This window comes from Colwellia sp. MB02u-14, assembly GCF_014076915.1.
In the GTDB taxonomy this organism is placed as follows: domain Bacteria; phylum Pseudomonadota; class Gammaproteobacteria; order Enterobacterales; family Alteromonadaceae; genus Colwellia_A.
The window spans coordinates 114,497-136,315 of record NZ_JACGUX010000067.1 but is presented as its reverse complement, the minus strand read 5'-3'; the positions used below and the strand labels follow the sequence as shown (position 1 = coordinate 136,315).

General features: G+C 36.2%; 20 protein-coding genes and 1 riboswitch. Of the genes, 9 read left to right on the top strand and 11 right to left on the bottom strand.

Annotated features, from left to right (window positions below; translation table 11 throughout):
• The first annotated feature begins 78 nt into the window (after positions 1-78).
• Positions 79-1,983, top strand: coding sequence for a YfiR/HmsC family protein (locus H4J52_RS08230; RefSeq protein WP_182178626.1), 1,905 nt, complete (start codon positions 79-81; stop codon positions 1,981-1,983).
• 593 nt (positions 1,984-2,576) lie between these two features.
• On the opposite strand, the gene rarD is transcribed toward H4J52_RS08230, so the two are convergent.
• Together rarD and H4J52_RS08215 are read right to left on the bottom strand one after the other, a co-directional pair.
• Positions 2,577-3,500, bottom strand: coding sequence for an EamA family transporter RarD (gene rarD, locus H4J52_RS08220; protein WP_182224501.1), 924 nt, complete (start codon positions 3,498-3,500; stop codon positions 2,577-2,579).
• 157 nt (positions 3,501-3,657) lie between these two features.
• Positions 3,658-4,125: a thioesterase family protein gene (locus tag H4J52_RS08215; protein WP_182178616.1), complete on the bottom strand. Its 468-nt coding sequence runs from the start codon at positions 4,123-4,125 to the stop codon at positions 3,658-3,660.
• A gap of 164 nt (positions 4,126-4,289) precedes the next feature.
• Here H4J52_RS08215 and recQ point away from each other — a divergent pair, with 164 nt between their 5' ends.
• Positions 4,290-6,101 (top strand): DNA helicase RecQ, encoded by a 1,812-nt coding sequence (gene recQ, locus H4J52_RS08210; RefSeq protein WP_182178614.1) that lies wholly within the window; start codon positions 4,290-4,292, stop codon positions 6,099-6,101.
• A gap of 73 nt (positions 6,102-6,174) precedes the next feature.
• On the opposite strand, the gene H4J52_RS08205 is transcribed toward recQ, so the two are convergent.
• Both H4J52_RS08205 and H4J52_RS08200 read right to left on the bottom strand, forming a co-directional pair.
• Positions 6,175-6,474: a cytochrome c gene (locus H4J52_RS08205; RefSeq protein ID WP_182178612.1), complete on the bottom strand. Its 300-nt coding sequence runs from the start codon at positions 6,472-6,474 to the stop codon at positions 6,175-6,177.
• A gap of 173 nt (positions 6,475-6,647) precedes the next feature.
• Positions 6,648-7,649 carry a GGDEF domain-containing protein gene (locus H4J52_RS08200; protein WP_182178609.1) on the bottom strand — a complete coding sequence of 334 codons (1,002 nt, stop codon included), beginning with the start codon at positions 7,647-7,649 and terminating at the stop codon, positions 6,648-6,650.
• 191 nt (positions 7,650-7,840) lie between these two features.
• Positions 7,841-7,923: riboswitch (cyclic di-GMP riboswitch) on the bottom strand.
• A gap of 182 nt (positions 7,924-8,105) precedes the next feature.
• Here H4J52_RS08200 and H4J52_RS08195 point away from each other — a divergent pair.
• On the top strand, positions 8,106-9,902 hold the full coding sequence (locus H4J52_RS08195) for a hypothetical protein (RefSeq protein WP_182224500.1): 1,797 nt from the start codon (positions 8,106-8,108) through the stop codon (positions 9,900-9,902).
• A gap of 327 nt (positions 9,903-10,229) precedes the next feature.
• Here the strand turns inward: H4J52_RS08195 and H4J52_RS08190 are convergent, their stop codons facing one another.
• A complete protein-coding gene (locus H4J52_RS08190) occupies positions 10,230-10,484 on the bottom strand; it encodes a hypothetical protein (RefSeq protein WP_182178605.1) in 255 nt (84 codons plus the stop codon).
• Positions 10,485-10,635: 151 nt separating this feature from the next.
• Between H4J52_RS08190 and tesB the strand changes: the two genes are divergently transcribed.
• Entirely contained in the window at positions 10,636-11,493 is an 858-nt protein-coding gene (gene tesB / locus H4J52_RS08185; protein WP_182178603.1) for an acyl-CoA thioesterase II, read from the top strand.
• A gap of 2 nt (positions 11,494-11,495) precedes the next feature.
• On the opposite strand, the gene H4J52_RS08180 is transcribed toward tesB, so the two are convergent.
• Positions 11,496-12,740, bottom strand: coding sequence for a mechanosensitive ion channel family protein (locus tag H4J52_RS08180; RefSeq protein ID WP_182178601.1), 1,245 nt, complete (start codon positions 12,738-12,740; stop codon positions 11,496-11,498).
• A gap of 26 nt (positions 12,741-12,766) precedes the next feature.
• The gene (locus H4J52_RS08175; RefSeq protein ID WP_182178599.1) at positions 12,767-13,669 is read right to left on the bottom strand and encodes an acyltransferase; all 903 of its coding nucleotides are present in this window, start codon (positions 13,667-13,669) and stop codon (positions 12,767-12,769) included.
• Between the two features lie 420 nt (positions 13,670-14,089).
• Here H4J52_RS08175 and proB point away from each other — a divergent pair, with 420 nt between their 5' ends.
• Complete coding sequence (gene proB / locus H4J52_RS08170; RefSeq protein ID WP_182224499.1) at positions 14,090-15,187, top strand: glutamate 5-kinase; 1,098 nt, start codon at positions 14,090-14,092, stop codon at positions 15,185-15,187.
• A 113-nt stretch (positions 15,188-15,300) separates the two neighbouring features.
• Here proB and H4J52_RS08165 read toward each other — a convergent pair whose 3' ends face one another.
• On the bottom strand, positions 15,301-15,696 hold the full coding sequence (locus tag H4J52_RS08165) for a Fis family transcriptional regulator (protein WP_182178595.1): 396 nt from the start codon (positions 15,694-15,696) through the stop codon (positions 15,301-15,303).
• Between the two features lie 204 nt (positions 15,697-15,900).
• Between H4J52_RS08165 and H4J52_RS08160 the strand changes: the two genes are divergently transcribed.
• Positions 15,901-16,359 carry a hypothetical protein gene (locus H4J52_RS08160; protein ID WP_182178594.1) on the top strand — a complete coding sequence of 153 codons (459 nt, stop codon included), beginning with the start codon at positions 15,901-15,903 and terminating at the stop codon, positions 16,357-16,359.
• A 116-nt stretch (positions 16,360-16,475) separates the two neighbouring features.
• Here the strand turns inward: H4J52_RS08160 and H4J52_RS08155 are convergent, their stop codons facing one another.
• The gene (locus H4J52_RS08155; protein WP_182178592.1) at positions 16,476-16,793 is read right to left on the bottom strand and encodes a pyrimidine/purine nucleoside phosphorylase; all 318 of its coding nucleotides are present in this window, start codon (positions 16,791-16,793) and stop codon (positions 16,476-16,478) included.
• Positions 16,794-16,918: 125 nt separating this feature from the next.
• Positions 16,919-18,403, bottom strand: coding sequence for a ketol-acid reductoisomerase (gene ilvC, locus H4J52_RS08150; protein ID WP_182178590.1), 1,485 nt, complete (start codon positions 18,401-18,403; stop codon positions 16,919-16,921).
• A gap of 203 nt (positions 18,404-18,606) precedes the next feature.
• Between ilvC and ilvY the strand changes: the two genes are divergently transcribed.
• The gene (gene ilvY, locus H4J52_RS08145; protein WP_182178588.1) at positions 18,607-19,488 is read left to right on the top strand and encodes an HTH-type transcriptional activator IlvY; all 882 of its coding nucleotides are present in this window, start codon (positions 18,607-18,609) and stop codon (positions 19,486-19,488) included.
• A gap of 673 nt (positions 19,489-20,161) precedes the next feature.
• Here the strand turns inward: ilvY and H4J52_RS08140 are convergent.
• On the bottom strand, positions 20,162-21,037 hold the full coding sequence (locus tag H4J52_RS08140) for a hypothetical protein (RefSeq protein WP_182224498.1): 876 nt from the start codon (positions 21,035-21,037) through the stop codon (positions 20,162-20,164).
• A gap of 298 nt (positions 21,038-21,335) precedes the next feature.
• Between H4J52_RS08140 and H4J52_RS08135 the strand changes: the two genes are divergently transcribed.
• Both H4J52_RS08135 and H4J52_RS08130 read left to right on the top strand, forming a co-directional pair.
• On the top strand, positions 21,336-21,560 hold the full coding sequence (locus H4J52_RS08135; RefSeq protein ID WP_182224497.1) for a hypothetical protein: 225 nt from the start codon (positions 21,336-21,338) through the stop codon (positions 21,558-21,560).
• Complete coding sequence (locus H4J52_RS08130; protein WP_182224496.1) at positions 21,554-21,751, top strand: hypothetical protein; 198 nt, start codon at positions 21,554-21,556, stop codon at positions 21,749-21,751. The genes H4J52_RS08135 and H4J52_RS08130 overlap by 7 nt, the downstream gene beginning before the upstream one ends.
• Positions 21,752-21,819: the final 68 nt, after the last annotated feature.

Genomic DNA, 21,819 nt, shown 5'->3' with positions numbered 1-21,819 from the left:
AAAGCCCTAATGAATTTTAGGGGTTTTTTTTACAAAAAAAGTAAGGTAACTCATTAAATCAACAATAAGGTGCATTAAATGAAGAAGAAAATAATACTCATGAGCAAATATTTGCCGGTGTTATTTTGTTTTTTTATTTGTACCTCGACTTCAATTTTTGCTCAACAACTTGATAGCGAACAAGTAAAAGCCGTTTACATTTATAATTTTGTTAAAAATGTAACTTGGCTAAATGAAAACGAAAAAGATCAATTTATAATCGGCATCTATGGTGATGATAACTTTGCTGAACAGCTTAATAAAACCCTTTCTAAACGGGTAATAAAAAATAAAACCATCAAAGTCATTACCATTAAAAATATTCAAGAAGGGAAAAAAACAGATTTGTTTTTTTCTGCTGCAAATCAAAATACAGAAATTGCCAGCATCGCTTCAATCCTTAGAAGCAGTAATACACTATTGATCACTGATAATAGTACTGATAAACATAGTGTCATGATTAACTTGGTGGATAATCCTGAAAATTCGGCCATCAGCTTTGAAGTCAATAAATCCAATATTGTTTTTGAAGGTTTGGTTATGTCAGCAGAATTACTACTGCTAGGGGGAACTGAACTTGACGTTGCAACCTTGTATCGCGAAACAGAATTGGCATTACAAGTAATTAGAAGACGAGAAATTAAGCTGAACGAGAAGCTTACTGACCAGCGAAATCAAATATCTTCAGTAAAAATAAAATTAAAAACTTTAAATAAGAACTTAACGTTGCAAGAAAAAGTTGCCGGTCAGCGTCAACAAGAACTTAACGTCTTAAAAAAAGATATTGAACAACAGCAAGGATCTATAAAAAGTAAAGAGTTGCAGCTTAAACAAGTCGCAACACAATTAAAAGTAGCTAAAGCTAATTTAGAAAATCAACAAAGCTCTGTGCATAGTAAGGAGCAAGAGAATGTTATTATGGCTGAAAAAATAGCTACTAATAGAAATATATTACAGCAGCAGCAGCAACAAATAAGCGACCAAAGTGTACAGTTAAGTCAGAAAAATGAAGAGTTGGTAGAACGCGAAGAACGTATAGACAAACAACGGTTTTATCTTATTTTAATGGCGTTTTTTATAACATTATTGGTGTTGATTTCAGGTCTAGTCGTTTTACTTTTTGTTAAAAACAGACAGACAACACGCACGTTAAGTCGCACGCTCGAAAACTTACAGAATATGCAGCAGCAATTAGTTCAATCTGAAAAGATGGCGTCGTTGGGCACGTTAACGGCTGGAGTAGCGCATGAAATAAATACCCCGCTTGGTATCGCAGTAACATCGACAAGTTCTGCTTTAGAAAGTACTCAAAAAATACGAGCAAATTTTGAAACTGGCAATTTAACACGTACCGCAATGGAAAGTTACTTCAATGGTATGGAAAAATCTTCAAACTTAAATACTAATGCTTTAGAGCGCGTTATTGAATTATTGAATAATTTTAAGCAAGTGGCAGCCGATCAAATGGTTGGCGAAGAACGAGAGATAGATTTAGTGAGTTACATTGAAGAAGTTATGTCGACGTTATCAGCAGAGATGAAACGCTTTAGGGTGAGTTATCAGTACAGCGGTGAAAGTGAATTGATAATCACCACTATCCCTGGTGCTTTAGCACAGGTACTCACCAATTTAGTGACCAATGCATTAAAGCATGCTTTTGAAAGCAAGGAATTGGGAAATATTGCGATTAACCTATCAAAAACAGAAGATAATAAGGTCGTGGTTCTATTTAAAGATAATGGTCATGGTATGAACCAACATGTTTTAGATAATATTTTCGAACCTTTTTTCACCACTAAAAGAAATTCAGGTGGTACGGGTTTAGGTATGAATATTGTTTATAATATTGTTTGTCAAAAACTTCAAGGTAACATAAAAATAGACAGTAAACTTGAACACGGTTCAAATTTTCATATTACCCTGCCAATGAAACTGAAGGCTTAGCTCTGAGTTGACCATAGGCGATATCTTTGAAGGCAGCACTAGCACCTTTGAATAGTGTTTATATTATTATTGTTTGTCAAAAACTTCAAGGCAACATAAAAATAGACAGTAAACTTGAACACGGTTCAAATTTTCATATTACCCTGCCAATGAAACTGAAGGCTTAGCTCTGAGTTGACCATAGACGATATCTTTGAAGGCAGCACTAGCACCTTTGAATATTGTTTACATTAGTATTGTTTGTTAAAAGCTTCAAGGCAACATAAAAATAGACAGTAAACTTGAGCACGGTTTAAATTTTCATATTACCCTGCCAATGAAACTGAAGGCTTAGCTCTGAGTTGACCATAGACGATATCTTTGAAGGCAGCACTAGCACCTTTGAATATTGTTTATATTATTATTGTTTGTCAAAAACTTCAAGGCAACATAAAAATAGACAGTAAACTTGAACACGGTTCAAATTTTCACATTACCCTGCCAATGAAACTGAAGGCTTAGCTCTGAGTTGACCATAGACGATATCTTTGAAGGCAGCACTATCACCTTTGAATATTTTCTACAGTACAGTTGTTATCACCCTACACACATAGTTAGTTTTTTAGCTGGTCATTTAACGCTAATTGACGTTTTTCATTTCTTGATCTTAACGAGTCAAAACTATAAATAACGAGCGCTAACCAAATGGCTGCAAAGGTAAATAATTTAGCGGGTTGTAATGCTTCTTGATAATAAAAAGTCGCTAAAAAAAACATAATACTGGGGCCGATGTATTGAAAAAATCCCAGTGTTGATAATGTTAATCTTTTTGCAGCCGCGGTAAAGCACAGTAAAGGGGCTGTGGTAACAATACCCGCAGCGATTAATAACATGTTTAAATTCAGGCTGTTTTCAAGCATATTAGCCGTGCTACTATCAACAAACAGCCACCAATAAATAAGTGCTAGTGGCAACATCAGGCTTGATTCAATTAATAAACCAACAAAAGAATCCAGGTGCATTTTTTTACGCAACAAACCGTAAATACCAAATGTTCCCGCCAGTGCTAATGAAATAACGGGTAATGAACCTAACGCAACCAGTTGAATTAAGACCCCACATAACGCAAGCATAACGGCAAACTTTTGCATTTTTCGTAAACGCTCCCCTAAAAATATCACGCCGAGAGCAACATTAAATAAAGGGTTAATAAAATAACCTAAACTGGCATCAAGTAGATGATCATTATTTATTGCCCAAATAAATAAAAACCAATTTACTAATAAAAAAGAAGCCGATAAGGCAAGTTTCATCAATAACTTTGGTTGTTTGAGCGTGCCGAGTAGTACGCGAGATCTCTTACTGATGATAACAATTAAAAATAACAGCAGGCTTGACCAAATAATACGATGAACCATAATTTCATCAGAGCTAATCATAGAAATTAATTTGAAATAAATGGGTGCTAAACCCCAAAGCAGATAAGCACTAATCGCGTTAATCACACCATTACGGTCTTTGTTATCGGTTACAGTCATTGTTTAAGTAAATTTTAGCATTAAAAATAAGGAGTCGAATTATAGCACAATGATTTTAAATTCAGCTGTTTACTTGCACTATACTCAAGCCACTTTTATTAAGAACATGGTTAATAAAAACTACCTCAAGTCCCTTGAACTTTGATTTGGGAGAGATTTAACCCACTAAGTAAGTTCCTGTACCAAAAGCAATGTGGTCACCTTTTTCATTATGTAATTCCATTCGAGCAACGGCGACTTTATTCCCACTTCGAATGATATGAGCTGTTGCAATAAACGCCTCACCGCGCCCGGGTCGCAAATAGTCGGTTCGAAGATCTATTGTGCCTAAGCAACTTAAACTTTGCTGGATAGCTGCGGGTGTTTTGTGCTCAAGCTGCTCAATCATATTTGCGGCAACGACAACACCACCAGCAAAATCTAGGGCTGATGCAGTTACACCGCCATGTAGCGTTTTTTGTAATGGGTTACCCATTAATTTATCTTGCCATAAAAAACGAATTTCCGAAGTATTACAATCAAACTTACTGATCTGAAGCCCCAATAGTGTATTGAAGGGAAGATTGTTTGACCAAAAATGTGTAAGTTGTTTAATTAATTGTTTTTGTTGTAAATTATTCGTCATAATGATCCTAATTAAATCAGTTGTTTAGTGTAACTGGTCTGATGACTTTATTTGAGCTTAGCACTTATCTTTCTAAGCATTCAAGAAATACTAAAATAGTGCTCTCGACTTTTTTGTGGCTGGGGTAAAATAACAATAATTATATTTAAATAAAGCTTATTCCGTTGCAAAAAGCTCTCCCTACAGTTTCACAATCTCAGCTTGAAGATGCGTTAAAGCATAATTTCGGATATCAAACGTTTCGAAGCGGGCAATTAGAAATTATTCAGCAACTATTTCAGGGGCGAGATAGTTTAGTGCTTATGCCAACAGGTGGTGGAAAATCAATGTGTTATCAGCTGCCTGCTGTTTTATTACCAGGAATAACGATTGTCGTTTCACCCCTAATTGCTTTAATGAAAGACCAAGTTGATGGTTTAACTCGACAAGGTATTTCAGCTGCTTTTGTGAACTCGAGTTTAGATCAAGAAACAATAAATGATATTTTACAGCGCTTATCTCTTGGTGAAATTAAGCTGTTATACATTGCACCGGAACGGTTAAAAAATTATTATTTTATGCAAGGCTTAGCGAATATGCAGATAAGCTTGTTCGCGATTGATGAAGCGCATTGTATTTCGCAATGGGGACATGACTTTCGCCCAGCGTACACGCAACTCCATACAATAAAACAACGTTTTCCATCGGTACCTGTTATGGCATTAACAGCGACTGCTGATGTTACTACCCGCAGAGATATCTTACTCCAGCTTGCATTAAATGACCCTTACATTCACCTTGATAGCTTCGACAGGCCTAACATTCGTTTTACGCTGGCCGATAAATATAAAGGAGATCATCAGGTCTTACGTTACATTCAAAAGCGCGGCGATGATTGCGGTATTGTTTATTGTAGTAGCCGTTGGCAAGTAGAAAAGTTATCTAAAATGTTAGCAAGTGCAGGTATAAATTGTTCTGCTTATCATGCTGGCATGGAAACAGACATGCGCAATATTGTCCAAGATGGTTTTGCCAAAGATAATATTCAAGTGGTTATTGCCACCGTAGCTTTTGGATTAGGTATCAATAAATCAAACATTCGCTTTGTGATCCACTTTGAACCACCGAGAACATTAGAGTCATATTATCAAGAAATTGGCCGTGCTGGGCGAGATGGTTTAGCGGCAGAAGCGTTATTTTTGTATGATGAAAAAGATGTTGAACGCATTACTAAGTATATAGCCGATGGTGATAATGAAGAAAGGGTCAATGTCGAGCAGCAGCGTTTTCAAGCGTTGAAAGGCTTTATCGAAGCGCAAACCTGTCGTCGACAAGTTGTACTCAATTACTTTGCAGAATTCACCACAAAAAAATGTGGTAATTGTGATATTTGCTTAGATCCTCCGACTCAATTTGACGCCACGGAAGCCGCGCAAAAAGTACTGTCTTGTGTTTTTCGTATTCAGCAACAGGGGGACATTGAACACGTTGTACAAGTACTCAGAGGAGAATTAACCGAAAAGGTTAGACAGCTAGAACATGAAAAAGTATCAACTTTTGCGATTGGTAAAAGCAAAACACCTGGGTATTGGTTTGCAATTATTAGGCAATTGATTCATTTAGGGTTTTTACAACAAGATATATCCCAACAATCTGCATTATTTTTAACACAAGCATCGCGTTCGGTGTTAAAAGGTGAGGAACCCTTAATGTTAGCTTCGCCGAGGTTACAAAAAGCGAGCTACTGGCAACAAGATAAAACTGATAAACGTTATGACCGTGTGTTATTTGTTAAATTAAGAAGTTTGCGTAAAACGATTGCAGATGCCGAGGATATTGCGCCATTCATTGTCTTTAACGATGCAACGTTATCAGAGCTTGCGCGTGAAAAGCCAAAAACATCACAGCAAATGCTAAATATTAATGGTATTGGTGATACTAAACTTGCCCGTTATGGCCATGAGTTTTTACAAGTTATTCAACAGCATAGTGCTTAAAACAAAAAACGCTCAATTGAGCGTTTTTTAATATGAATTATTGATGAACGAAGTTCAACAATAATTAGGGAGTTTACTTTAAACTAGCGTAATAAGCCGCAATATTTGCGATATCTTCATCACTTAAACCCATAGCCATAGGTCCCATTATGGCATTTTTACGTGTGCCAGCTTTAAAGGCCTTTAATTGGCTCGCCGTATAAGCTTCTTTTTGTCCAGCAAGATTTGGGTACATTGGAACTGCAGAGATACCTGCAACGCCATGACAAGCGGCACACATACCAGTTTTTGCTTTACCAGCAGCAACATCACCAGCAAAAACAGGAGATGCCATCATTAAAGTAGCGGCAACAGCTAAAGTAATTTTTTTCATAACTTATTTCTCTCTTAGTCGTTAGGATTTTTATACTTGCTTGAGTATATGAGAAAAGAGGTTGGCTGTCGTTGACTTTCTTAAGCTAAGTAATCGCAAAGTATAATTCTTTGATTTATAAACCAGAATAAACTTTTATTAGCTAAAGTCTGAATCGACTTATTCGTAAATTATTAAAAACTTAATACGTTATTGTCTAGGGGATAATCAGGGAGCAAGCGTCGAGCTTTTTTTAAAATATTGTTTGCATTTTCAGCGATATTAAATATTTCCACGCCAATCGATAAAGTCATTTTAGGTAATCTAACGCCAGATTTGCTGCTAACAAAGCGAAGCTTCTCAACACCTTGTGATATTTTATCAGCAATTTCTCTTGCGCTTGCTTTATCAACGTCAGGTAAGAGTATTAAAAACTCATCTCCGCCAGAACGAATAGGTAAACCGCTGTCATCAACATAGCTATTAACTTTACTGGCTATTTTTGATAGGAGAACATCGCTAATTAAATGACCAAATTGTGTATTAATTTCCGATAGTTGATTCACATTGACTAAAATCGCCGCAACCTGTCGGTTTGGATCTTGTGTTAACCATAAATCTAAATGTTTAGACATAGCTTTACGATTATAAAGTCCTGTCAGGGGATCCATATAAATCTCTTTACGTGCTTTTTTCAATTCAACTTGTAATGCCCGTGTCTTTTCACAGGTCAATGAAATATGCTCAGCAAATTTTTGTTGATTTAGTTTAAATGCTTGAGATGCATGGCGTATGCTATTTGCTGCAGAAATTGCTGTTTCTTTATCAGAAGATTGTAAGTGATCTATATTATTATCTAGGTTGGTAATAAGTGTATCAATATTTAAAGATGATTTTTGGTTATTTTTCTCGACATGAGTAACAACTTCTTCAAGTTCATCAATAATTTCGTCTCTGAAGTTACTCTGACCTAAAATGTATTGACGGTAGTTTTCTTCAATAAAGAAATTATCGAGTTTCTTACCTAAGGTAAGTTGATTTTCGATGGTTTTATTAAGTGGAATATTTTTTTTATTAATATACTCGTAGCTTACTGCGTAATTAATTGGGCTGACAGGTAAACACCACCGCTGTAATTCTTTTACGGCCATATTCATTTTTTGTTCAGCTTGTATTATGGAATCATGATATTTCATCGTTCCATCTCAATATAAGCACCCAAGTAAAATTTCGTTAGTCTATTTTCTAATAAAAACAAGTAAAGTGCCATATATTTTTTATTAACACTTGTTATTAAGTGTCTAGTGGGAGAAAAGGGTAGGAAGGCACGCAAAGTATACCGAAAGCAAACTGTTCAAAGAATAGACAAGCCCCCACTATATCTAAATTTGGCAGTTCCGCTATCTTAGGTTTCCCCTTAGACCGGTAACTTTGCGTCTCTAGCTTTCACTAGATTTGCCCTTTTCGAGTTTTAGAAACTCGAATTTCATTATAAGCGTTGAACTATGCTTGTAAACCTTTATTATGAATATTCGTTGAACTTTCACTTAAACTTATAAATAAAATATAAATTTACAGTAGATAACTACTAATTAAATAAAGGATTTTAGCTAATAATGTTTTATAAATTGCTGGTGATTCTTTGCTGTTTTATGGTTAATTCATTTTGCTTTGCTAGTGATACTCTCAATATTGAACAAAACATTAAAGATACCGAACGGTATTTTTTACAAGAATCTGAAAATCTTCCGTATGAAGAAATAATTACCCTATCAATCAATATTCTTGAATCCCGAGAGAATTATACGACGCAAACCCGTGGTAAAATCTTTATTTTACTGGCCGATGTTGCTAATAATAAAGGCGAAGATGCTGATGCTTTGCAATTTGCGCAAGACGGGCTCTCTTTGCAAGGACTTAATAATTCGATAAAATTCAATTTACTCCTTAAAGTTGCGCATGGTTATTATTTACAGGAAAACTATGCACAAACACAAGATTTCGCAACACGTGTAATTTTAATGGCAGAGTCCTCTGATGTTTTGAAATATCGATTGGTTGCACTCAGTTATCGAGCGGTTAGCTATGCTTTGCAAAGTCAAAATGATTTAGCGACGAATGATCTTAAACAAGTAGAGGTGTTAATATCAGCGAATCCTCAATATAGGGATCATCTTTACTTGTTAGAAATATTGGCAACAGCGCATTATTATTTAGGGGATTATCAAACTTCACTTACTATGCAAAATAAATTATTAACGCTAAAATTTGATTTAGATAAACTAGCAAATATTGATCAAACTTACCTACATTTAGCGCGTGCTTATTTTCAGTTAAATTTACTTGATGATGCCTATAATGCATATTGGGAAGCGCAAAAAAATAGTGAAAATAAAAATGCCCCAATTCTGGTTGCCTATGCTGAATTAGGCTTGGCAGAGGTATTACTTAAGCAAAGAGAGTTTCAAGATTCACACAGCTGGCTGTTATCGGCAAGCACCACATTTAATGAAAAAAGTTTAAATAAACCTTATTTAACTTCACTAATTTTATTGGCTGAGACCGCAAATTATTTAGGCAACAATGCTTTATATCAACATTATCTTCAATTAGCTGAATTAATGGCTAAAAATGTAAAGTTATCAGTAAAACAGAGTAAATTGTTACTTTTACTCAGTGATATGTACCAGCAAAATGGCGATTATAAAAGTGCCTTAGAACTGCACAAAAATTATCTTGAGCTTCTTCAACAGTTTCAAAAAAAGGCTGAGCCATCATTAGTGCTTAATGCTCCTCACATGTTGAGTGCCAATGAAAAAAGTCTAAAATTAATTCTCAATTTGACTGAAGAAAGTAACTTACACAATGAGTTCAGTGCCAAGTATATCGCCCAAAAAGAGATAATATATCTGTTAATTTTTATGGTTTTACTCTTGCTAATTACGTTTGCTTCTTTTTGGTTAAGACAAAGAACATTACGCTTGAAACAGGTCTATGATGAAGTTGAACAACCAATATTTTATTTAGTCACTCCCTCTCAAACCAAAAGAAGCTATCAGCTAAACTACAAGATGGCGAGAAAATATGATTACCCACTCGCAGTTGGTTATTTGTCAGTGATCAATTGGCAAGAGTTATCCTTTCACTTTAATGACAAAATTATGCTTGAGGTTTCGAAAACATTAGCGACTTTACTTAATGAGTCAAAAGGTGAGTTTGATGACGCGGGCATTATTAACGACGGCGAATATTTACTCTTAGGGCCCCATCAAACAGAAAGTGAAATAGCCGCTAAATTACATGGTCTAGCTGAGGCAATTAAGATGAGATTCTTCGCCAATTTGGGAGATTATTCAGTGAAAATTGGTTACGCTTACGGCTTGCCAACAGCTCAAGATATTGATCCTTATATCTTTTTGTCACGTTTAAGTGAAACCACTAAAGCGTAAGAGAATATTGTTGCTATATTTATAGGTTTTATATGATATTTGTATTATCTATTACAGTGCTTTGAGTGTTTAAAAGGAAAGGATAAGCTGCAACCTATCGTTAAAAAGTGTTATGAAAGTGGCGGCGATGAAAGCTTTAATAAATGAGTCTTTTATATGTCTAAACAAGATGCGAGCATCAAGCATATGTGATCAAGTAATCATTTTGTAGCTTTATTTCTTTAATTGAAGCCCGATTACTTGGTAATATAAAGGAAAAATTTTAATTAAGGCATTTATCTCAAACACCTAACTTTTGAAAATAATCGAAAATACGATCGCTTATTTTTAAGGACGAATAGTAATGCTTGGTGTTGAATTTACTTCACCTTCACCATTAATTGTGGCTGTTTTATCATTGCATTGTAATATAGCCAAACTACCGCTATGACTATTTCTGATAAAAGATAAGTCGTAACCAAACTGTGTCATGCTACTTGCGGCAAATTTCTGTGCGAGTGATAGTCTGTCCCATAAAGATGCTTCTTCAGGAGTATATTGTCTTCTCTCTAATAACACTTCTCTTTCTAATAACGCTTCCATTACAATCTCTTCGTATTTTTAGACGGTTATATCAATATAAATAGATACTACCTTGCAGCGTATGAATTTTCAACAATTTTAAAATGCCGCTAAAGATATCAATTACAAATATGTTATAGTCGAAATTTTCTATCAGTGAGTGCTAAATATTATGAGTCAAGTGTTGGATGATCTATCTTCGTTACTACAATTAGAGGTAATCGAAGAAGGAATTTATCGTGGTCAAAGTCAAGATTTAGGTTTTCGAGTGCTATTTGGCGGACAAGTCATGGGTCAAGCCGTCTCAGCCGCACAAGAAACAGTAGATTCTGCGCGTAATGTCCATTCACTTCATTCTTATTTTTTACGTCCTGGTGATGCGAGTAAACCGGTTGTTTATGAGGTAGAGAATATCCGTGATGGTAAAAGCTTTAGCACCCGCCGCGTTAAGGCTATTCAAAACGGTAAAGATATTTTTTACATGACCGCCTCTTTTCAACAACATGAAGAAGGTATTGAACATCAAGATCTTATGCCAGATGTACCCTCACCTGAAGAGTTACCTTCCTATACTGATTTTATTTTTGATAACCAAGATAAAATACCAGAAGAAATCAGAGGCAAATTTTTAGCTGAAAAACCAATAGAAATGCGTCCAGTTAAGTCTTATAACTGGCTTAAACCAGAAAAAACTGAAGCGAAATCTGAAATGTGGATAAAAGCAAACGGTAAACTGTCTGATGATTTACGTATCCACACTTATATGTTGGCTTATACTTCTGATTTCCTTTTTTTACCTACATCCTTATTCCCACACGGCTTGAGTCATTGGCAGCCAAATTTACAAATTGCCACTATTGATCATGCCATGTGGTTTCATCGCCCATTTCGTTTTGATGATTGGTTGCTTTATGTCATGGACAGTCCGTCGGCAAGTGGGGGGCGTGGTTTGGTGAAAGGACAAATATTTAATCGCCAAGGACAGCTTGTTGCCTCGACGATGCAAGAAGGTGTAGTTCGCCAGCGCTAGAGTTAACAGATCTTATTTTTTTGCCAGTCATAACCGGTAGGATGTTGAAATACACGTAAGCTGAATATCGGTGCCATGGCAAATAAATGATCAAAAATATCGGCTTGTATAGCTTCATAATTTATCCAATTTTGATCATTACTGAAACAATAAATTTCCAGCGGTAAGCCTGACTCTGTTGCCGCTAACTGTCGGACCATACATGTCATTTCATGATGTATTTTGTCATGTGCAGATAAGTAGGCGGTAATATAAGCGCGAAATGTACCAACATTGGTTAATTGTCGGCTATTAACATTATCACCAGATAAATTTTCTGTTTTTAAACTTATCGCTATATCATCAGACTTTTGCTGCAAATAATCTTTTAATAAACTAATTGTTTTAAGCTTTTCAAGTTGTTCATTTTGATAGAACAAAACACTATTGATATCTATAATAATGCTACGCTTAATTCTTCTACCGCCTGAATTGAGCATGCCTCGCCAATTCTTAAACGAGCCGTTTATTAAGGCGTACGTAGGAACAGTTGTGACCGTATTATCAAAATTTTTCACTTTAACCGTATTTAAACCAATATCAATGACATCGCCATCAGCCCCATAATTAGGAATTTCAATCCAATCACCAGGAGCAACCATTTTGTTAGCTGAAATTTGAATACTAGCGACTAAACCTTTAATGGTGTCTTGAAACACTAATAATAAAACAGCCGTTAATGCTCCTAAGCCACTGAGTAAATAAAGAGGTGACTTATCTAATACAAATGAAACGGCTAAAATAGTGGCAACTAAATAAACAAGTAATTTTATTACTTGAATCGTTGAGCTTAATGGCAAGTAACGGTCACGTGCGGTATTTTGATATAGGCTTCTAATGACGTTTAAAACAGCACTAATAGAACGGGCAATTTGAAAGCTTAAGGCTATTTTTACAAAAACCACTACAACGGTGCCAAGCAATGCATGTTTAGGAAGAAAGATAGGCGTTAAAAATAGTAGTAATAACAAAGGAATTAAAAAAGCGAAGCGAGAAAATACATTATGCTCTAATAAAAGATCATCCCATGTGTTTTTTGTTCTACTGACAATTTTGTGCACAAGTACAAGTACTTGATGTTTGGCGAGATAATACCCTAATGCTGATATGATAAAAATCAGCAAGCATCCAACAATTATTGTGCTCATTGTTAAATAGGCTTGTTCAATACCTTGGTTATTTAACCATATATTAATGTGCTCACTCATTTTAACTTCCTTTCTACCGGTTAATGTTATTTAGAATGGTTGCTGCGATTAAACTCGATAAGTTTTTTATCCTTATCAAGCCAGAGCTGATTAACCCACTTTTGAAATTTAATTTTAAAAGCACGATCGCAAACATAGTCGCCAATTAGTTCATCACCAATTTTAGAAACTTCAACATTAACATTGACCTGTCTAATTCTACCCGCTAAAAAGTCACTAAATGTAGGGATGCCCTCAGGGTAATGAATCGTAATATTAACTATTTTATGGAGGTTGCCACCCATGGCTTCCAACACAAAACCGATACCACCCGCTTTAGGTTTTAGTAAGTTTTGAAAAGGAGAATTCTGCTTATCGTGCTTTTCATTAGTGAAGCGTGTCCCTTCAATAAAGTTCATTATACTTACTGGCTTATGCTTGAACTTAGCACAAGCTTTACGAGTAGTTTCAACGTCTTTACCTTTTAAATGCGGATTTTTTTTAATAAATGATTGGCTATAGCGTTTCATAAATGGAAAGTCGAGTGCCCACCAAGCCAAACCTAAAAAAGGTACAAAGATAAGTTCTTTTTTTAAGAAAAACTTTAAAAAAGGAATTTTTTTATGCATTATTCGCTGCAAAATAACAATATCAACCCAACTTTGATGATTACAAATCACTAAATACCATTCTTTCATGGTGAGCTTTTCTAAACCAGTTACCTTGATTTCTGTTTTATTAAACAGCTTTTGAATTAACGTATTTACGGCGACCCAATTACTTGCCATTTGATCTAATAAATAACTGAATGCTTTTTGAGCAAATTTTAGGGGAATAACTGCCTTACAAAATGAAAATACAATAATGGGAATTAACCAACAAATCGTATTTATGGTGTAAAGAGTGAGTGAAAGAATGTGAATAAGCAGTCGAGGTAAAAAATTCAACATAGAATATTTGCCCAATAAACCAAAATTTAATATATAACCGATCATAAGCTGAATTGAAGTTATTTTCAGCAAAAACAGTGAAATAAATTAATAGTGACTAATGACTGTTTGAAAACAATTAATCATCAAGTTGTTGAAACGAGTAAAACTTAAGAGAAACTCATCTACTCAATCACTAGAGAATGCCATTATAGGTGTATATTGGTGACATTTTAAAATGAGGTAAAAAGCACCATTTTTTTATTTCAAGATAAGTAACTCGCCATATTGTAAGCTTTAAAGGAGATAAACAGCGAATTAATTCAATATCACAAGGCAATAGCCTGAAATGAACAAACTCTTCTATATTATGGCAAAAAGTTGATTGCAAATTAGGCGTATATCAAGGCATGCTAGTGGTTGGATTCTAGGGGCAAAACAATGAATTTTAATCGTGCGGTAATTAAAGTAGGTAGTGCTTTAGTTTCACCAGAGAATAAAGGTTGTAGTGGTAAGTATTTACTCGCTATTGCACGCTTTATAACAGAGTGCCAACAGGCAGGTAAAGAAATTATTCTTGTCTCATCAGGCAGTGTTGCTGCCGGAAGGCAGCTGATTAAGCATGGCTCTCCTATCCCCTCTATTCCCACAAAACAAGCGATGGCATCTGTCGGTCAAATGAAAATGATGGCCAACTGGCAGCGTTTTTTTGATGTACCTTGTAGCCAGTTACTCATTACGCACGGTGATTTAAAAGACCGCCAACGCTACATCAATATTAAAAATACCCTGCGTATCTTATTAGAGAATGGTGTCATACCTATTGTTAATGAAAATGACACCGTCGCAACAGATGAATTAAAAGTAGGGGATAACGATAATTTAGCTGCTTTAGTGGCATTAGTGAGCGAGGCCGATTGCTTATTTATCTTAAGTGATATCGATGGTGTTTATGATCAAGATCCTCGTGATAACCCCAAGGCAAAATTGATCCCTGAAATTAACGAAATTACTGCTGAGATTTATGCAATGGCTGGGACAACCCAAAATGTTATTGCGACGGGTGGTATGAAAACAAAAATACAAGCGGCTGAAAAAGCAGTTGAAAATGGTATCGATACTTATATTTTAAACGGTAGTCGTAGTAACATCTTTGAAAAATTACTTAAAGGTGAAAATCCTGGCACGTACTTTAAGGCTAAACAAGCGGCAAACAAAGCACGCAAACACTGGTTAAAGTACATTTTAAAAAGCAGTGGGCAAGTAAAGCTTGATGCTGGTGCGGTAAATGCGGTTATTAATAAGGGGGCGTCTGTATTACCGTCAGGCGTTAATCAGGTGGTTGGAAATTTTGTCGCAGGTGAATCCGTTGATATTATCAATGCGAATACACAACAAGTCATTGCTAAAGGTATATGCCAATACAGTAAACAAGATTTACTCCGTATTATGGGCAGTAATAGTGACGAGATAATAGCGCTACTGGGGTGTTGCCCCAGTAAAGTGATAATTCATCGTGATGATTTAGTTATTTTATAAGCCGCTCACCACCTTTACTGCTCTTACTGCTCTTAGTCGATACGCTTACAATGTTAGGTATGGGCAAATATAAGCAGGGTGAACACCCGATAAGGTATCAACGAATAAATCATTTATCGACGAAAATGACTACTTTTTGTCGGTTTTTGTTTATCTACTCTCAGTTTTAGCCGTTCAGGCCATTGGCCGCTATGTTCGCGTAAGCAAGACTCTTCACTATCTAAATGTACATTGTGACGAACGTTCTTTAAGACAATACCGACTTTGAGTAGCTGTTGCTGAATAACATCTCGCAAGCGGTCATCAACTTTTTGCGCTTTGGCTGTGATCACTTCTGCATCGATATCAAAAACACAGGTCACGATTAAACTCGCTGGAAAATTAGTGTAATTAGCGCGGTGTGTTAACCAACAAAATCCGTCAACCTCAGTAGTGAATTCTTCGCAGGCTATGGTGAGTGCTTTACAAACATTATTGTCAATCTTTTGCGTGGTTTTATTAAGTTTCATTTTTATATTTCAGCCATGATTATTATCTGTAATTTTTTCATTAAACGGTGAATATTGATAGTAAATCAGAACGTTATTAATGGTAAGAAATACTTCTCACGTGTTGTAAACAAGTGAACGAGCAATATTATGTTTTTGACAAAGGTCAAATGTTAATCTATTTTCTTTATTATGTTTCATTAAATTAACAGTATAGAGGGATTTATGAAAAAATATATTCTATTAGCTTGCCTTGCGATGAGTCAGGGAGCTTTTGCAGGAGATGTAGTTAGTCAGTTAGCATTATCAAAAAAACTCAGTCCAATTGAGTCATCGACTCAGTATTATCAACCTACACAGAGGTGGACCTCGACTGATAAAATGGAAAATGTTTATAAAAATAAAAAGTTTTCAGATATAGAGAAATCATATCGTTTTCATTATTTAACCAATAATAATGAAAGTAATGCCGTTAAAGGTGTTGTGAGAAAGTATGTAAGTGGACAAAAACAGTCAAAGCATGACATGCTAGAATTTGTTGTTTTACCCGGGAATACCGTTTATTTAGGACGATTCTTACCTAATGTTGATTTTAAAATTGGTGAAGTAACGATTGTTAAAAAAGAAGATTTATCAGCACTAGAGGCATCACAAAAATTACAGAAAGCCCGCATTTCTGATTAACGAGGCCTAACCAACAGCACATATAATATAAGAAGACATACTCGATGTATGTCTTTTATATTCAGGACGAATGGTATGTCACAGTGCTATGGATAGCAAAGAGTGCTGAAATGTATTTATTGTGCGATATAAGAACAGCAGTAATCAGCTAAACTTTTTACTTTAATGTCAAATTTAGCATCAGCGTCAACATAAAAATGCCCACCTGCAGAAATACTTTGCCACTGGGTTTTATTAGGCAATAATATTTCAACTTCGCCAGCGATAATTTCCATTAATTCTTTTTCTGCGGTAGCAAAGGTATACTCACCGGGCATCATAATGCCTAAGGTTACCACTGAGCCATCTTCGAGCGTTACTTTTCTGCTGGTTACATTGCCGTCAAAATAAACATTAGCGGCCTTGGTGAGTGTCACATTCTTTAATTCTGTCATGATGATTTTCCTCTTTAGTATAAAATAAAGCGTTGCAGCTTAGCACTTATCGGCCAGATAATATCAACAGATTATCTGGCCTAAGTGTTTACCTTTAGTGTACTACAAAGCTATTATTATCTTACTTATTGATTTGATTCTACAATGCGCTTCATATCTGTCATATAACCACGTAATTTTTTACCTACGCTTTCAACACCATGGCTGCGAATCGCTTCGTTAACTTCAATTAAGCGCACGTTATCAACGCCATTTGAGGTTTCTTTTAAGCCTTCACCCAATTCTTCAAGTGACAATTTGCTGGCGAAATCCCTAAGTAAAGGTTGTGCAGCATGGGTAAATAAGTAATTACCGTATTCAGCGGTATCTGAAATAACTACGTTCATTTCGTACAATTTGTTACGGGCAATACAGTTAGCAATTAACGGTGTTTCGTGTAATGACTCGTAATACGCTGACTCCGCAATGATACCCGCAGCAACCATCGCTTCAAAGGCTAGTTCAACACCGGCTTTTACCATAGCAACCACAAATATGCCTTTGTCGTAGTATTCTTGTTCGGTAATTTCAATGTCGCAATCAGCTGATTTTTCAAAAGATGACTCTGCGGTTTCTTCACGCCATTTTAATAAATTTTCATCATCGTTCGCCCAATCTTCCATCATAGTGGTAGAGAAGCGACCTTCAATAATGTCGTCCATATGTTTTTCAAATAACGGACGCAAGATGACTTTTAACTCTTCGGACATATCAAACGCTTTTATTTTTGCTGGGTTTGATAAGCGGTCCATCATATTGGTGATGCCGCCATGCTTTAAACCTTCAGTCGTTGTTTCAATGCCGTATTGTAATAACTTACGTGCATATGCAGCATCTATACCTTGGGCAACTAACTGCTTATGACCAAGTACCGCTGCCGTTTGTAACATGCCACATAAAATTGTTTGTTCACCCATTAAATCAGACTTAACTTCAGCAATAAATGACGACTCAAGTACACCGGCACGATCGCCACCAGTAGCTGATGCATAAGCCTTAGCAATCGCTAGACCGTTACCTTGGGGGTCGTTTTCAGGATGAACCGCAATCAAAGTAGGCACACCAAAACCACGTTTGTATTCTTCACGTACTTCAGTACCGGGACATTTAGGTGCAACCATGACTACAGTAATGTCTGAACGAATTTGCATACCTTCTTCAACAATGTTGAAACCATGAGAGTAAGCTAAAGTTGAACCTTGCTTCATGTGTGGCATAACAGCTGTAACAGCAGAAGTATGTTGTTTATCAGGTGTTAAATTCAAGACTAAATCAGCTTGTGGAATCAATTCAGCGTAAGTACCCACGGTAAAGCCGTTTTCGGTCGCCCACTGCCAAGATTGACGTTTTGACGAAATAGCGGCTTCACGTAATGCGTAAGAGATATTTAACCCTGAATCACGCATATTTAACCCTTGGTTTAACCCTTGAGCACCACAACCGACAATGACAATATTCCAGTCTTTAATAAAATTACAGCCATCGCTGAATTCTTCACGCTGCATAAAACGACATTTGCCTAATTGGCCTAATTTTTCGCGTAAACTTAAAGTGTTAAAATAATTGCTCATAGGGTTGTCCTCTCTGTCTCAAATCGACTCAGCGTTATGCTGGCGATGTGATAAATTAAATAGGGTTATCGATTATTTCGACAATGGAATCATCATAGCGCAAGATTAATGTTGCTTAAAATGATATATTCGCAAGGTTGTGTTGCGTAAATTGCAATAATTGGTTGGGAAAATAAGTCGCTATTGAATAATAAGAGTAAATAATGGATCTTAAATCGTTAAAAATGTTTGTGCATTTAACCCATAGCCTCCACTTTGGGAAAACCGCTGAAGCGCACCATGTCAGTACTTCTACGTTAAGTCGAATTATTCAGAGGTTCGAAGATCAGTTGGGTTGTTTGCTGTTACATCGTGATAATCGCTCTGTAGCACTAACAGAGGCGGGTGTATTGTTTCATAAATATGCTGAACAGCAACTTGAACAATGGCAACTATTGCAATTATCGCTTGATCAAAAGCAGGCTGAATTACAGGGCAAACTCCATATCTATTGTTCTGTTACCGCGGCTTATAGCCATTTACCGCCTTTACTGGAGCGTTTTCGTCAGCAGCATCCGTTAGTTGAAATAGTATTAACGACTGGTGATGCGGCTGATGCCTTTGACCAAGTACAGCAACAAGCAGTTGATTTTGCTTTTGGGGTTAAACCAGAGGTTTTATCAAGAATGTTTTATTTTCAGCATATTGCTAATGTACCACTCGCTGTTATTGCACCAACAATGGCTTGTCGGGTTCAACAACAATTACAAGATGAGACTATCACTTGGTCAGAAGTACCGATCATTTTAGCTGAACATGGAGCAGCGCGTAAGCGTTTTGAGCTTTGGTATCGGAAAAAACAACAAGGTAAACCCAATATTTATGCAACCGTTTCAGGTCATGAAGCGCTTGTTAGCATGGTTGCTTTAGGTTGTGGTGTCGGCATGGCACCAAAAGTTGTGGTTGAAAATAGCCCAGTAAAAGACCGGGTGCAATATTTACAAAATGTGGGTGAGATTGAACCGTTCGACCTAGGCATTTGTTGTTTAAATCAAAGTCGAGAACAAACCTTAGTGAAAGCCTTTTTTGAAGCTGTAATGGTCTAATGAAACTGTATAGGTTGATAGCTTAAAATAAGTAAAACTTAAGGTATCAAAATGACTAGTAAGCAAAAAATAACAATCAGTCCTTCGCAGAAACTTGAATATGTAAAATTAATGGTTGAAGAAGAAATATAATTAGAATAGTCAGGTCATACGCCTGAAGATATAGTGGCATTAACACCAGATCAGCAACGTATTCAATCCCTGGAAAAACAACTAAAACGAGCACAAAGGGATAACGAAATATTAAAAAAGGCCACCGCTTTCTTCATTCGCGACAATCAAAACGTGAATTAATAAAAGATATAAAGAAAGTACATATAAAATATAGTGTGACCGAGTTATGTGAAGCTTTTAACTTGAGTGTGAGTAGTTATTACTCGAAGTTAGTTCCACCAAATTTAACCGATATAAATTTTCTCACGATGATTACAAGCATCTCATATAAATTTCGTAATAGTTATGGAAAGCGTTGGATATAAGCTGAACTCAATCGGCTTGGTCATGTAATAGGACTTCATAAAACAGCCCGTTTGATGGTGCAAGCCAATATTGTCGGTTGTCCATACAAAGCGTGATGATATTGCCTTTGTGGCATAATAGAAAAGGGTCAGAGTACTTTTTAAGTGATAGTGTACTCTGACTCCATTATATTAATATTTATAGAACTAAGTTTTTACAATAAGTTACAGTTTGGACAAGGCGGCGTCGATTTACCGGGCACAAACACTGAACCCAATTGTTCACTTTTTGCGTAAGTACCATCAAATACTTGAACTCTGACCGAGTATGGGCCACCGCCAGTTGAGGGATAAACAGATACTGAAGCATTTCCATCAAGTTGTGAAAAATCAAAAGATTTAGATTCAGTTGTGCCAAATCCATCGCTCCTTGTAGTAACCATAATTCTCACGTCAGTATTTGACTCTATACTTGCTTTTGAGTAGTGATCTACAAAGTAAGATAAATCAACGTCTATACGCCCATATCCCGCATCTGCGCTAGCTGTTCTAATTGTAGGTACTTTTTGAACGTAAACTGGCTCCATAGAGCATTCCGACTGATCTCCCCGAGTGATCCAAACTACCCCCAAGCCGTGCGTGTCGGTGAATTTCATATTTAAATATGAATTACCGTCCCAGTTTGATTTATCTTTGCCTACATATCCTTCCTCCGAATTGTGAAATCTAGTGTATGCAAATCTGTCAAAAAGGTTGCCCTTAGCCCTGAACTCGCGTCCTTGGAGAACATAGTTAGGTGATTCAATTCTTATGTAGTCTAGTGAGTCGATAGAAACTTCGAGTATCTTCACTATTTTCCTCAATAGCTCCTCTTTTTCTTCGGCTTCTCTATCTTGCTCTTGCTCGTCACTTTCGTTGTACCTGAAATCAAATTCAACACGAGTTTCTCCGAGAGTCCAACTTGTTCTGTCTCTTCCATAGGAACAGCTTGTTGGTGGTTCAAAACTGTTGTCGATTGCTTTGACCTCAAAAGATAGTGAACTTGATATGACAAGCGCGGATGTTAATACGGTTAGTGCTTTTTTGAACACGAATCATTCTGGTAGACTTTTTAAATCTTGTCAATGAGATGTATATTTTTTGTTAAATAAGTTGGCGGTGAGCGGAATTACAAGGTAAACTTTACATTTATTGCTCTATTGCTCTATTGCTCTATTGCTCTGTTACAGCGGCTTACAGCCATTTGCCTCATTGTTGTAAAGTTTTCGAAATCAACATCCTTTAGTTGAAATAGTATTAATAACTGGGAATGCGGCTCATGCTTTTGATCAAGTTCAACAGCAAGCAGTTGATTTTGTCATGGGTATAAAACCATAAAGTCTGTCATGTATGTTTTATTTTCAGTACATTGCTAATGTACCTTTAGCTGCGATAGCGCCAAACATGGCCTGTAGGGTTCATCAACAACTTCAAGAAGACATTATTGTTTGGTCTAAAACTCCAATCATTTACCCGAACTCGATGCAGCACGTACGCGCTTGGAATATTGGTATCGAAAAAAGCAATAAGGAAAATCAAACATTTATGCCACAGTTTCAGGGCATGATGTGTTGATGAGTATGGTTGCTTTAGGCTGTGGGATGGGTATTGCCCTTAAAGTGGTTGTTGCGAATAGCCCTGTAAAAGATCGTGTTCAATATTTAAAAGACATTGGTGACATAGCGCCTTTTGATTTGGTGATTTGTTGTTTAAACCAAAGTAGAGAAAAAACCTTAGTGAAAGCCTTTTTTGAAGCGATTAAATAACGGTAGCATCAGTATCAAAAGTTGTATCAGTAGTCGGTCCATTGCTGAGTAATTATCAGAACAATGCT